Origin of the sequence: Paraburkholderia silvatlantica (genome assembly GCF_003096715.1) — a bacterium.
GTDB classification, from domain to species: domain Bacteria; phylum Pseudomonadota; class Gammaproteobacteria; order Burkholderiales; family Burkholderiaceae; genus Paraburkholderia; species Paraburkholderia silvatlantica.
Genome location: NZ_QEOL01000031.1, coordinates 1 through 13480 on the forward strand (window position 1 = coordinate 1; position 13480 = coordinate 13480).

Below are 13480 nucleotides of genomic sequence, written 5' to 3' on the forward strand. Positions count from 1 at the left end.
CGACGGCGATGATGCGGTCTTCGCCGCGTTCGTTCAGCGCCTTGACGATGTTGCTGCCGATGAAGCCGGCCGCGCCGGTGACGATGAGGGTCATGATAGGTCTGCGGTGAAGAGGTTCACGCGAGGTTGATCGCCCGCCGGAAAAACGCTGCGGAAATTCCGGCCGGGGTGCGAGCGCTGCGCGCCCGCGTGCACAACATTATTGAAAGAGCTCGTCGTAGTCGACGGTGGCCGTACCGAGCTTGCCGACCACGATGCCGGCCGCGCGATTCGCGAGCGCAACGCATTCGACGAGCGGCAAGCCCGCGCCCAGCATGACCGCAACGGTCGCGATCACCGTGTCGCCGGCGCCCGACACATCATACACTTCGCGCGCGTCAGCCGCCGCGTGCAGCGCGCCGTCGTCGGAAAAGAGCGTCATACCCTCTTCCGAGCGCGTGAGCAGCAGCGCGTCGAACTGCAGTTCGCGGCGCAGCTTCGTCACGCGCGCGTGCAGGTCCTCCTCGGACTTCCACGTGCCCACCACCTCGCGCAGCTCCGCGCGGTTCGGTGTGATGAGGCTCGCGCCGCGGTAGCGCTCCCAGTCGTCGCCCTTGGGATCGACGAGCACCGCCTTGCCCGCGGCGCGCGCCTTCGCAATCATCTGCGTCACGTGCGTGAGGCCGCCCTTCGCGTAGTCGGAGAGCAGGATCACGTCGTACGTGGGCAGCAGCGCGTCGAAACGCGCGAGGCCGGCGAGCAGGATTTCGTGCGCGGGCGTGTTTTCGAAGTCCACGCGCAACAGCTGTTGCTGGCGCGAAAGCACGCGCAGCTTGATGGTGGTCGGCAACGCTGGATCGCGCTCGAGATACGCATTCACATTGCTTTCGTCAAGCAGCTCGACGATGCGCTCGCCGGGCTCGTCGTGTCCCACCACACACAGCAGGCCCGCATGGGCGCCGAGCGCGGCCGCGTTGCGCGCGACGTTCGCGGCGCCGCCCAGACGATCTTCCTTGCGCTGCACATGCACGACCGGCACCGGCGCTTCCGGCGAAATACGGTTGACGTCGCCGAACCAGTAGCGGTCGAGCATGACGTCGCCCACCACCAGCACGCGCGCGGTCGCGAGCTTTTCGCGCGGCACGACGCGCACTTCGGGCGCAATCGCGGCGGCAAGCGCGGTCACTCGTGCGGCTTCAGGCTGCGGAGTTTGCGAGATTGACATGGGGCCGCCCAATCGAATGATAGTCAATGCCGAGCTCCGCCATGGCGTCGGGCTCGTAGAGGTTGCGTCCGTCGAAGATCAGCGGTGCCTTGAGCACCTTCTTCAAATGCGCGAAATCGGGCGCCTTGAAGGCGGTCCATTCGGTGACGATCACGAGCGCGTCCGCGCCCGTGAGCGCGTCGTCCTGGCTCGACGCGAACGTCAGACGCGCGTGCTGCTGCGGCGCCTGCGCGAGATCGAGCGCGAACACGCGCTGCGCCTCCTCGGCCGCGACCGGGTCCCACGCCGCCACCGTGGCGCCGCGCGAGAGCAGGTCGGCGATCAGCCGGCGGCTCGGCGCTTCGCGCATGTCGTCGGTGTTCGGCTTGAATGCGAGGCCCCACACGGCGAAGTGCTTGCCGGTGAGGTCATCGCCGCACACCTTGGCGATCTTCTTCACGAGCACTTCCTTCTGGCCGTGATTGACCTCCTCGACGGCTTCGAGCACGCGCAGGTTCTGGCCAGACTCCGCGGCAGTGCGGATCAGCGCCTGCACGTCCTTCGGGAAGCACGAGCCGCCATAGCCGCAGCCCGCATAGAGGAAGTGATAGCCGATGCGCGGATCGGAGCCGATGCCGCGGCGCACCGACTCGATGTCGGCGCCCACGCGGTCGGCGAGATTCGCCATCTCGTTCATGAACGAGATGCGCGTCGCGAGCATGGCATTGGCCGCGTACTTCGTGAATTCGGCGGAGCGCACGTCCATGTATATCGTGCGTTCGTGATTGCGGTTGAACGGCGCGTAGAGGCGCTTCATCTTCTCGCGCGCAGCGGCACCGTTCTCGTCCTCGTCGAGGCCGATGATGATGCGGTCCGGGCGCATGAAGTCGTCCACGGCCGCGCCTTCCTTGAGGAACTCGGGATTCGAGACGACCGAGAAGCGGTGGTCCACGCTATGCGCGAGCCCGCGCTTCGCCAGCTCCTCGGCCAGCACGCCGTGCACGCGCTGCGCCGTGCCGACCGGCACCGTCGACTTGTCGACGATCACCTTGAAGCCGTTCATGTGGCGGCCGATGCTGCGCGCCGCCTCGAGCACGTACTGAAGATCGGCCGAGCCGTCTTCGTCGGGCGGCGTGCCCACGGCGATGAACTGCACCTCGCCGTGCTCGACGCTCGCCGCGACGTCGGTCGAAAAGGTAATGCGCCCGGCCGCGCGGTTGCGCGCGATGAGTTCGAGCAGGCCCGGCTCGTGAATCGGGACGCCGCCGCCGTTCAGGATATCGATCTTGCGCGGATCGACATCGAGGCAAAACACGTCGTGGCCGATTTCGGCAAGACACGCACCGGTGACGAGGCCGACGTAGCCGGTACCGACAATGGTGATCTTCATAGGCGCTCCGGTGACAGATGCGGATGTTGGAATGACTGTGGGCGCGGCCGGCCAGGTGCCGGGCCGGGCGCGCGCGCCCTTAAGGCTCAGCTCGACGCGGGAACCGGCTCGACGCGGCGCGGCGCATAGGTTTCCCAGCCGCTGCAGCCCGGACACTGCCAGTAGAAGAGGCGCGCCCGGAAGCCGCAGTTCTGGCAGGTGTAGCGAGGCAGGTTCCTGGTGCGCTGCTGGAGCAGCTTGCGCATCAGTTCGAGTTCGCCGCGGCGCGGCTCTTCGGCCGTGGCCTGCTGCGCTTCGAGCAGACGCGCCATGCCGGCGAGGTTCGGCGACTTCTGCATCTGCGTACGGGCGAGCGCGTGCGCTGCATCGGGGCCGCGCAGCGCGGCGACATACTTGTAGGCGACATCGAGCAGATCGTTCGACGGATGCGCGTCAACCCACGTCGTGAGCAATTGCGCGCCCTCTTCGGCGCGGCCGAGCGTCTCGTAGGCCTTCATGACCTTTTCGGCAACGAGCGGCAGGTAAGCGGGATTTTGCGCCTCGACTTCGCGCCAGTGGCCGAGCGCAGTCTCGCAATCGCCGCTTGCCGCATCGACATCGCCCGCGAGGATCGTCGCGCGCACGTTTTGCGCGTTGGCCTTGAGCGCGAGCGCCAGTTGACGGCGCGCTTCGTCGGGCGTCTTCTGCTGCAGCGCTTCCTGCGCGAGTTCGCAGTGGAACTGTGCGATCTCGAGGTCGAGCGACGCCGCGCCCATCGTCTCGAGGTGGCGTGCGGTGTCGATGCAGCGGTTCCAGTCCTTCTCGATCTCGTAGATCGCGAGCAGTGCGCGCTGTGCGCCGAGCGCGAAGTCGCCCGACTTGAGCTTGCCGAAGGTTTCTTCGGCGCGGTCGAGCATGCCGGCCTTCAGGAAATCCTGGCCGAGTTCATACAGCGCGTGGTCGCGCTCGTTCACGGGCAGGTCGGAGCGCGAAAGCAGATTCTGATGCACGCGGATCGCGCGGTCGGTCTCGCCGCGGCGGCGGAACAGATTGCCGAGCGCGAAGTGCAGTTCGACGGTTTCGGGGTCGAGCTTGGCGACCTCGATGAACGCGTCGATGGCCTTGTCCGGTTGCTCGTTGAGCAGAAAATTCAGCCCGCGAAAATACGAGCGCGGCAGGTTGGCGCTTTCGGAAAGCAGTGCCTTCAGGTCGTAGCGCGACGCCATCCAGCCGAGCGCGAAAGCCACGGGAATGACGAGGAGCCACCAAAAATCGAGATCCATGCGAGCGATGGTATGAGCGGAAAATCAGCCGCACGCATTCAGGCGCGCGGCACGGCAATACAAATCAGATGAGCGGCGGCAGCGGCGGCTCGGCGCTCGGCGCGGGCGTTTCACGCGCCACCCGCAAGTCGCGTTTGAGGCGGCCGTTTTCCATGCGCAGCCGGAACACGCCGGGCAGCGCGGAAAGCAGCCCCGCCAGCAGCCCCACCACGAAAAACGCGAGGCCGATCAGGATCAGCGGGGCCTGCCACGAATATCCGGCCAGAAAGTTCAGCGTCGCGGTTTGCGTGTTGGCGAGCGCGAGTACAAGCAGCAGTACGAACACCAGCACACGGATCACCCAGGCGATCAATCTCATTGAAGGATTCTCTTGGCAGTTGAGAAAGGCGCCGGCACGGCGGACATGCTGCGCCGCAGCACAAGCCGCGCCGAAGTGTCCCGTATTGTAATTGAACGGCTCGCGGGCCGACACGTGTGAGCGAGCAGTGAGCCAGCCAGCCCGGGTTGCCGGAACTAACCGCGTCGAAAAGGCGCAGACGAAAAAAAAGCGCCGGGGTGTTCACCCTGGCGCCTTTTTACCGGTCCATGCATTCTGGCCATCTGGCATTGACCGCCGACGACCGCAATCGCCCGATCGAAAACAATCGAACGCTCACAGGTCGTCGTCCGGCTCGTCCGCCTTCAGCGGCTCGCCCGAATTACGGTCCACGCGCTCGCGCAACTCCTTGCCCGGCTTGAAGTGCGGCACGAACTTCTCAGGCACCAGCACCTTTTCACCCGACTTGGGATTGCGGCCGACGCGCGACGGCCGACGGTTCAGGCCGAAGCTGCCAAAGCCACGAATTTCGATGCGATGGCCCTTGGCAAGCGCCTCGGACATCGCATCGAGCATCGTCTTGACCGCGAAATCCGCATCCTTGAGAACAAGTTGCGGAAATCGCGTAGCCAGCTGCGCGACCAATTCAGATTTGGTCATACTTCAGCTTGCCCCCGTTTGAGGCTTACTGGTTCTGGCCGTCGAGCTTGGCCTTCAGCAGCGCGCCGAGGTTGGTCGTGCCGGTGGCAGCCTGACCCGAATCGGCCGACATGCTGCGCAGTGCTTCCTGCGTTTCAGCCGAGTCCTTCGCCTTGATCGACAGGTTGATGCCACGCGACTTGCGATCGATGTTGATGATCATCGCGTTGACCTTGTCGCCTTCCTTCAGCACGTTGCGGGCATCTTCCACGCGGTCTTGCGCGATTTCCGAAGCACGCAGGTAGCCTTCGACGTCGGCGTTCAGCGTCACGACTGCGCCCTTGGCGTCAACCGACTTGACCACGCCGTCGACGATCGAACCCTTGTCGTTCACAGCAACGAAGTTGCTGAACGGGTCGCCTTCGAGCTGCTTGATGCCGAGCGAAATGCGTTCCTTCTCGACGTCGATGCCGAGAACCACGGCTTCGACTTCGTCGCCCTTCTTGTACTTGCGAACGGCTTCTTCACCCGCTTCCGACCACGACAGGTCCGAAAGGTGAACCAGACCGTCGATGCCGCCAGGCAGACCGATGAACACGCCGAAGTCGGTGATCGACTTGATCGCGCCTTGCAGCTTGTCGCCCTTCTTGAAGTTGCGGCTGAAGTCATCCCACGGATTCGGCTTGCACTGCTTCATGCCGAGCGAGATGCGGCGGCGGTCTTCGTCGATCTCGAGGACCATGACTTCGACTTCGTCGCCCAGCTGGACAACCTTCGACGGCGCAACGTTCTTGTTGGTCCAGTCCATTTCCGACACGTGAACCAGGCCTTCGATGCCCGATTCGACTTCGACGAACGCGCCGTAGTCGGTGATGTTCGTGACCTTGCCGAACAGGCGCGTGCCCGACGGGTAACGGCGCGAGATGCCTTCCCACGGATCGTCGCCCAGTTGCTTGATGCCGAGCGAAACGCGGTTCTTTTCCTGGTCGAACTTGAGGATCTTCGCGGTGACTTCCTGGCCAACCGAGAGCACTTCGCTCGGGTGACGCACGCGACGCCATGCGATGTCGGTGATGTGCAGCAGGCCGTCGATGCCGCCGAGGTCCACGAACGCGCCGTAGTCGGTGATGTTCTTGACCACGCCGTTGACGATCGCGCCTTCCTTGAGCGTTTCGAGCAGCTTGGCGCGCTCTTCGCCTTGCGTGGCTTCGATCACGGCGCGGCGCGACAGCACGACGTTGTTACGCTTGCGGTCGAGCTTGATGACGCGGAATTCGAGGGTCTTGCCTTCGTACGGCGTCGTGTCCTTGACCGGACGCGTGTCGACGAGCGAACCCGGCAGGAACGCGCGGATGCCGTTGACCATGACGGTCATGCCGCCCTTGACCTTGCCCGTGATGGTGCCGGTCACGAGTTCGTTGTTGTCGAGCGCCTTTTCCAGCGACAGCCACGAAGCGAGACGCTTGGCCTTGTCGCGCGACAGGATGGTGTCGCCGTAGCCGTTTTCCAGCGCGTCGATCGCGACGGAAACGAAATCACCCGCCTGAACCTCCACTTCGCCCTGGTCGTTCAGGAATTCCTCGATGGGAATATAGGCCTCGGACTTCAGGCCAGCGTTGACGACCACGAAGTTGTGGTCGACGCGCACGACTTCAGCGGAGATGACTTCGCCGGCGCGCATGTCCTGGCGGGTCAGCGACTCTTCGAACAGAGCCGCGAAAGATTCGGTATTGGGGGTGGAGGTTTGCAGGTCGGACATAAAAATCTGGATTTGCATGGTTTTCGCTGCACTGCTGGCCAGTTTTGACCGGTGGTGCGTTGAGGCCGGAACGCTTACGCTCGCGGCACAGATGCAAAAGCCATACGGGGTTAAAGGGTTTAACATACGCCCTGTTTCTTTCCAGGGCACCAACGGGCACTGCTTACTGCTTTCGCTTACTGCCGCTTACTGCTATTCACTGCGCTTTGCCCCGTTCGTGGATTACCGGACGGGCCGCAGTTGGCTCGCCTCCTGATACCACTGCACTACCTGTTCGACCGCCTGGTCGACGGAGAGCGCCGAGGTGTCAAGTAGCTGCGCATCCGCTGCAGGCTTGAGCGGCGCGGCCGCGCGGTTACTGTCGCGCGCGTCGCGTTCACGCAAATCCCGAAGCAAGTCATCCATATTAGCAGAAAAACCTTTTTGGATCAATTGCTTATGCCGGCGGGCCGCGCGGGCCTCCACGCTGGCCGTCAAAAACACCTTCAGGACGGCATCCGGGAAGATCACGGTGCCCATGTCGCGGCCATCCGCGACGAGCCCGGGAAGCTTGCGAAACGCCCGCTGGCGCGCCACGAGCGCACTGCGCACGGCGGGATGCGCGGCGATCATCGAGGCGCGGTTGCCCACTTCCTCGGCGCGAATTTCGTTCGAAACGTCGACGCCGTCGAGCTGCGCGAGCCCCTCGCGGAACGTGATATGGAGATCGTCGATCAGCTTCGCAAGGCTGTCGGCGTCGTCGGCCGCAATCGCGTAGCGCACGCTCGCGAGCGCCGCCAGCCGGTACAGCGCGCCGCTGTCGAGCAGATGAAAGCCGAGGTGCGCGGCGACCAGCGCGGCCACCGTGCCCTTGCCGGAGGCGGTCGGGCCGTCGATCGTGATGACGGGCGTCGGATAAAAGGGACGGGTCGATTTCATGCGGCGAAGGTAGTCGGCTTCATTTGAATCAAGGTTGCGCGAGCGCAAGGAAGCGCTCGAAATAATCGGGGAACGTCTTGCCGACGCACTTCGGGTCGTTGATGCGCACCGGCACGCCGCCGAGGCTCACGAGCGAGAAGCACATCGCCATGCGGTGATCGTCGTAGGTGTCGATCGCGGCATTCGGCGTCAGTTTCTCGGGCGGACGCACGATCAGGTAATCCGGGCCCTCTTCCACGTTCGCGCCCACCTTGCGCAGCTCCGTGGCCATCGCGGCGATGCGGTCGGTTTCCTTCACGCGCCAGCTCGCGATGTTGCGCAGCGTGGTCGCGCCGTCGGCGAACAACGCAGCCACGGCGATCGTCATGGCCGCGTCGGGGATCAGGTTGAAGTCCATGTCGATGGGGTCGAGCTTGCCGTGATCGTTGCCGATACCGCGCACCTCGATCCAGTCGTCGGCGACCGTGACGTTCGCGCCCATGCGCATGAGCGCCGCGGCGAACGCAACGTCGCCCTGGATGCTCGAGCGTCCCACGCCTTCCACGCGCAGCGGTCCGCCGCCAATCGCGCCCGCGGCGAGGAAGTACGACGCGCTCGATGCATCGCCTTCCACCATGATCTTGCCCGGCGACTGGTAGCGCACGCCCGCCGGAATCTCGAAGCGATGCCAGCCGTGGCGCTCGACCTTCACGCCGAAGCGCTCCATCAGCTTGATCGTGATTTCGATGTAGGGCTTGGAGATCAGCTCGCCGTCCACCTCGACGATGGTCACGCCGTCCTTGGCGCGCACGAGCGGCAGCGTCATGAGAAGCGCCGTGAGGAACTGGCTCGACACGTCGCCGCGCACGCGGATGGGCGCCTCGACCGAAATCGGCGCCGGGCGGATGCGCAGCGGCGGATAGCCTTCGTTTTCTTCGTAATCGATCTTCGCGCCGATCTGGCGCAGGCCGTCGACGAGGTCGCCGATGGGACGCTCGTGCATGCGCGGCACGCCGTGAATGCGGTAGTCGCCGCCGTTCACCGCGAGCGCGGCCGTGAGCGGACGCACCGCCGTGCCCGCGTTGCCGAGAAAGAGATCCGCGCGCACCGCCTGGAACGCGCCGCGCGTGCCCTGCACGACGCAGGTGTCGTCTTCGCGCTTCAGCTTCACGCCGAGCTTTTCCAGCGCGTCGAGCATCACGCGCGTGTCGTCGGAGTCGAGCAGGTTCGTGATGGTCGTTTCGCCCTCGGCCAGCGCCGCGAGCAGCAGCACGCGATTCGAGATGCTTTTCGAGCCGGGCAGACGGATCGTGCCGGACGCACGGGTGAACGGTCCGAGATCGAGGTGTTCCATGAGCGTGTCCTGAGAATGCCTTGGGTTGCAGCCTGTTTTTTGCGGCGCTCGCGCCGCCGTGCTGGGTCCTGTTTGCTTATTTGCCTGGTGCCGTATCGATGGACGCTGCGATGGACGCTGCCGCGCCCTTGCCGCCGCGCTCCTGCCACGCCTCGCGCGCCGCGCGCGAACGCGCGAACACGGTTTCGAGCGCGGCGCCGTCGCCGGCGTCGATGGCCGCGCGCAGCCTGGCGAGCACTTCAGTGTAGCCGTCGAGTTCGGCGAGCAGCGCCGCGCGGTTCGCGAGGCACACGTCGCGCCACATTTCGGGGCTCGACGCGGCAATGCGCGTGAAGTCGCGGAAGCCGCCCGCCGCGAACGAGAATTTCAGCTCGGCGTCGGGCGACGCGAGAATCTGGTCGACGAGCGCAAACGACAACACGTGCGGCAGATGGCTCACCGAGGCGAACACGCGATCGTGCTGCGCGGCCGGCATCTCGCCGATCACCGCGCCTGTCGCGCGCCACATCGCGGCGATGCGCTCGACCGATGCCGGCACGTTTTCCGCGAGCGGGCACAGCACGACGTTGCGGCCCACGTAGAGATCGGGCAACGCGGCGTCGACGCCGCTCGACTCGCGCCCAGCGATGGGATGCCCCGGCACGAACTGCGCAACGCGCGCGCCGAGCGCCGCACGGGCCGCGGCGATCACGTCGCTCTTGGTGCTGCCGGCGTCGGTGACGATGGTTTCTTGCCCGAGGTGCGGCGCGATGCGCTCGAGCAGCGCCTGGGTTTGCGCAACGGGAGCGGCGATCAGCACGATGTCGGCGCCGTCCAGCGCGGCGGCGAGCGCCGCTTCGTTGTCGAGCGTCGCGGCGGCGTCGATCACGCCCAGTTCGAGCGCGCGCGATACCGACTTTGCGCTACGGCCCACGCCGACCACCTGCGCGCCTTGGCCGCAGTTTGAGCCGCGCTCGCGCAACGCGCGCGCGAGCGACCCGCCAATCAGGCCCACCCCGAAAATCACCAGTTTGCTAAACGAAAACGCACTCACGACGTCACCGAAGAAAGTAAGGGTTGCGCGCTCACGGCGCGCCGAGCGCTCGCTCGAGGGCCGCGACGAACGCCGCGTTCTCCTCGGGCAAGCCGATCGTCACACGCAGCCACTGCGGCAGGCCATAGTTGCCCACCGGGCGCACGATCACGGCTTGCTTGAGCAGCGCGAGATTCACGCGCTCGCCGGCGCCGTCGTCCGCTGCGTCCTTCGCCACGCGCACCAGCACGAAATTGCCGTCCGAAGGCACGTATTCGAGGTTCAGGCGCTCGAACGCCGCGGTGAGCGTGCGATAGCCTTCGGCGTTGAGCGCCGCGCTGCGCTCGAGGAACGGCGTGTCGCCGAGCGCGGCGATGGCCGCTGCCTGCGCGAGCGTGTTCACGTTGAACGGCTGGCGCAGACGGTTGAGCAGATCGGTCAGCTCCGGCTGCGCAATCGCAAAGCCGATGCGCAGGCCCGCGAGCCCATACGCCTTCGAGAACGTGCGAGACACGAGCAGGTTCGGATAGCGGCGCACCCACGCGATCGAGTCATAGCGCTTGCCGGCCGCGAGGTATTCCGTGTACGCCTCGTCGAGCACGATCGCGACATGCGCGGGCACCTGGGCGATGAACGCCTCGAGCTTCGCGCCATCGACGAACGTGCCGGTCGGGTTGTTCGGATTCGCCACGAACACGAGACGCGTATCTTCGTCGATCGCCGCCAGCATCGCGTCGAGATCGTGGCCGTAACGCACGGCGGGCGTGACGATATGGCGCGCGCCGAGGCCCTGGGTGGCGAGCGCGTAAACCGCGAACGAGTACTGCGAATAGACGATCGACTGACCGCGTTCGACGAACGCATGCGCGGCCATTTCGAGGATGTCGTTGCTGCCGTTGCCGAGCGTGATCCAATCGGGCGGCACGTCGTAGCGCGCGGCCAGCGCGGCCTTCAGTTCGAACGCGTTCGAATCGGGATAACGGCCCAGTTCGCTCGCGGCCTGCGCGATCGCGCGTTGCGCCGATTCGGGCATGCCGAGCGGATTCTCGTTCGACGCGAGCTTCACGATGCGCGCTTCGTCGAGCCCGAACTCGCGGGCGACTTCGGAAATCGGTTTGCCGGCGATGTAAGGTGCGATTGCGCGCACGTACGAGGGGCCGAATTGCGTGGTCATTCGTCTCTCCAGGGCTCAAGGCGCCGGGCGTACAACAGTCTCTTCCAGACGGATCGGCAAACGCGCGCCGCCCGGCATCCTCATGGGGCAGGCGGCGATTGGCGGCGGCCCGCCCGCGCCTTCCGCGCCTTCCCCAAGTTAGCGCGCGCGCGGATACGAGCCGAGGATCTTCAGATACGCGGCTTTCTTGCCGAGTTCGTCGAGTGCGGCGGCCACGGCGGGCTCGTCCCGGTGACCTTCGAAGTCGATGTAGAAGTAGTACTCCCACGTGCTGCCAAGGCGCGCCGGCCGCGACTCGAAGCGCGTCATCGACACGCTGTGGCGCGCGAGCGGCTCGAGCAGCTTGTACACCGCGCCCGGCTCGTTCTTCACCGACACGATCATCGAGGTCTGGTCGCGACCCGTCGCGCCCGCCGGCTGTTTGCCGATCATGACGAAGCGCGTACGGTTGTGCGGGTCGTCCTGGATCAGCGCATTCGCGATCAGCAGGCCGTAGTGCGTGGCGGCGCGATCGCCGGCAATCGCAGCGACCGTCGGGTCGGCGGCGGCGAGGCGCGCAGCCTCCGCGTTGCTGGACACACTCTGACGCTCGAGTTGCGGCGCGTTCGCCGTCAGCCAGTGCTGGCACTGTGCGAGCGCCTGCGGATGCGCGCACACGCGCGTCACGCCTTGCAGGTTGCCGCTTTGCGTCATCAGATTGTGCTGAATCGGCAACGCGATTTCGCCGCCAATGACGAGCTGCGTTTCGAGGAACAGGTCGAGCGTGCGCGAAACGGCGCCTTCGGTCGAGTTCTCGACCGGCACGACGCCGAACTCGGCGGCGCCCGCCTCGACCGAGCGGAACACCTCGTCGATCGACGGGCACGGCAGACCTTCGATCGACTGACCGAAGTACTGGTACATCGCCTGTTCGCTATAGGTGCCGACCGGGCCGAGGAACGCAGCCGAAATCGTCTTTTCGAGCGAGCGGCTCGCGGCCATGATCTCGCGCCAGATCGCGCTGATATGCTCGTTGCCGAGCGGGCCGTCGCTCATGTTCTGCAGGCGCTCGATCACCTGAAGCTCGCGCTCCGGGCGAAACACCGGCGCGTTGAAATGCTTCTTGACTTCGCCCACTTCGAGCGCGACCGAGGCGCGCTGGTTCAGGAGCGCGATGAGCTGTGCGTCGATCGCATCGATGCGTTCGCGCAGCGGCTTGAGTTGGGAGTTGAGTTCGTCGTCCATGCGTGAAACCGGCAATCTGAAAGGATGCGCGCGGCGCCGCTTCGCCCGGTGAGCGAGGGGCGCTTACGCGTGCTTCGCCTCGAATTCCTTCATGTACTCGACCAGCGCCTTCACTGCCTCGAGCGGCACCGCGTTGTAAATCGATGCCCGCATGCCGCCGACGGACTTGTGGCCCTTCAGCTGCAACAGCCCGCGCGCTTTGGCGCCGGCGAGGAAATCTGCGTTACGTGTTTCGTCGGCGAGGAAGAACGGCACGTTCATCCGCGAGCGAGCGCGGCGCTCCACCTTATTGATGTAGAAGCGGCTTGCGTCGATCGTGTCGTAGAGCAGCTTCGCTTTTTCCACATTGCGCGCCTCGATGATTTCAAGACCGCCCTGGCGCTTGAGCCACTTGAACACGAGCCCGGCGATATAGATCGCGTAGGTGGGCGGCGTGTTGAACATCGAGTTGTTCGCCGCCACGGTCTTCCACTCGAATGCCGAAGGACAGATCGGCATCGAGCGGTCGAGCAGGTCTTCGCGCACGATCACGACCGTCACGCCCGCCATGCCGATGTTCTTCTGCGCGCCGCCGTAGAGCACGCCGTACTTGGCAATGTCCATCGGGCGCGACAGGATGTGCGACGAGGCGTCGGCCACGAGCGGAATGTCGCCGAGATCGGGGATCTCGAAAGTCTCGACGCCGTCGATCGTCTCGTTCGTGCACAGGTGCACGTAGGCGGGGTCGTCGGAGAGCTGCCACTCGCTCTTCGGCGGCGAATGCGTGAAGCCGGCCTCGGTGCGGCCCGTCGCGGCGATGTGCGCTGCGCCGTACTTGAGCGCTTCCTTCTGCGACTTCTGCGACCACGAGCCGGTCACGACGAAGTCGGCGCGCGGCTTCGAGCCGAACAGGTTGAGCGGCACGATCGCGTTTTCGCCGATGCCGCCGCCCTGCAGGAACAGAATCTGGTGACTGGCGGGCACCTGCATCAGCTCGCGCAGATCGAGCAGCGCCTCGGCGTGGATCTGCATGAATTCCGGGCCACGATGGCTCATTTCCATCACGCCCATGCCGCTGCCGTGCCAGTCGAGCATTTCGTCGGCGGCCTGACGCAGGACTTCTTCTGGCAACGCTGCCGGTCCGGCTGAGAAGTTGTAGACGCGCATCGTAAAAAGGATCCCCGAGGCAGGCGCTGTGGCAAAAACCGCCGGAAAACACGCCAGAAAAAGAAAATGGCCGCTTGCGCTCATCGCGCAAACGACCATTATCGCATTGTCGCCGGGAACCCGC

13 protein-coding genes are annotated in these 13480 nt (G+C 65.3%); all 13 read right to left on the bottom strand.

The window, feature by feature from the left end; genetic code table 11:
• Nucleotides 1-94: NAD-dependent epimerase/dehydratase family protein (locus tag C7411_RS31550; protein ID WP_116603299.1), on the bottom strand; the 94-nt coding region annotated here is incomplete at its 3' end.
• A 105-nt stretch (nucleotides 95-199) separates the two neighbouring features.
• Nucleotides 200-1204, bottom strand: coding sequence for a D-glycero-beta-D-manno-heptose-7-phosphate kinase (gene rfaE1, locus C7411_RS31555; RefSeq protein ID WP_110387987.1), 1005 nt, complete (start codon nucleotides 1202-1204; stop codon nucleotides 200-202).
• Nucleotides 1176-2573 carry a UDP-glucose dehydrogenase family protein gene (locus tag C7411_RS31560; protein WP_110387988.1) on the bottom strand — a complete coding sequence of 466 codons (1398 nt, stop codon included), beginning with the start codon at nucleotides 2571-2573 and terminating at the stop codon, nucleotides 1176-1178. The genes rfaE1 and C7411_RS31560 overlap by 29 nt, the downstream gene beginning before the upstream one ends.
• An 86-nt stretch (nucleotides 2574-2659) precedes the next feature.
• A complete protein-coding gene (gene lapB / locus C7411_RS31565) occupies nucleotides 2660-3835 on the bottom strand; it encodes a lipopolysaccharide assembly protein LapB (protein WP_110387989.1) in 1176 nt (391 codons plus the stop codon).
• A gap of 64 nt (nucleotides 3836-3899) precedes the next feature.
• Nucleotides 3900-4193, bottom strand: a complete 294-nt coding sequence (locus C7411_RS31570; protein ID WP_110388053.1) for a lipopolysaccharide assembly protein LapA domain-containing protein — start codon at nucleotides 4191-4193, stop codon at nucleotides 3900-3902.
• A gap of 294 nt (nucleotides 4194-4487) precedes the next feature.
• Nucleotides 4488-4811, bottom strand: a complete 324-nt coding sequence (locus C7411_RS31575) for an integration host factor subunit beta (RefSeq protein ID WP_027817382.1) — start codon at nucleotides 4809-4811, stop codon at nucleotides 4488-4490.
• A gap of 25 nt (nucleotides 4812-4836) precedes the next feature.
• Nucleotides 4837-6567 carry a 30S ribosomal protein S1 gene (gene rpsA, locus C7411_RS31580; RefSeq protein WP_258365450.1) on the bottom strand — a complete coding sequence of 577 codons (1731 nt, stop codon included), beginning with the start codon at nucleotides 6565-6567 and terminating at the stop codon, nucleotides 4837-4839.
• Between the two features lie 204 nt (nucleotides 6568-6771).
• Nucleotides 6772-7467: a (d)CMP kinase gene (gene cmk / locus C7411_RS31585; RefSeq protein ID WP_110387990.1), complete on the bottom strand. Its 696-nt coding sequence runs from the start codon at nucleotides 7465-7467 to the stop codon at nucleotides 6772-6774.
• Nucleotides 7468-7495: 28 nt separating this feature from the next.
• On the bottom strand, nucleotides 7496-8800 hold the full coding sequence (gene aroA / locus C7411_RS31590) for a 3-phosphoshikimate 1-carboxyvinyltransferase (RefSeq protein ID WP_110387991.1): 1305 nt from the start codon (nucleotides 8798-8800) through the stop codon (nucleotides 7496-7498).
• Nucleotides 8801-8876: 76 nt separating this feature from the next.
• A complete protein-coding gene (locus tag C7411_RS31595; RefSeq protein WP_110387992.1) occupies nucleotides 8877-9833 on the bottom strand; it encodes a prephenate dehydrogenase in 957 nt (318 codons plus the stop codon).
• A gap of 31 nt (nucleotides 9834-9864) precedes the next feature.
• Nucleotides 9865-10986: a histidinol-phosphate transaminase gene (gene hisC / locus C7411_RS31600; RefSeq protein ID WP_110387993.1), complete on the bottom strand. Its 1122-nt coding sequence runs from the start codon at nucleotides 10984-10986 to the stop codon at nucleotides 9865-9867.
• A 138-nt stretch (nucleotides 10987-11124) separates the two neighbouring features.
• A complete protein-coding gene (gene pheA, locus C7411_RS31605) occupies nucleotides 11125-12210 on the bottom strand; it encodes a prephenate dehydratase (protein ID WP_110387994.1) in 1086 nt (361 codons plus the stop codon).
• Between the two features lie 63 nt (nucleotides 12211-12273).
• Complete coding sequence (serC, locus tag C7411_RS31610) at nucleotides 12274-13356, bottom strand: 3-phosphoserine/phosphohydroxythreonine transaminase (protein WP_110388054.1); 1083 nt, start codon at nucleotides 13354-13356, stop codon at nucleotides 12274-12276.
• Nucleotides 13357-13480 lie beyond the last annotated feature (124 nt).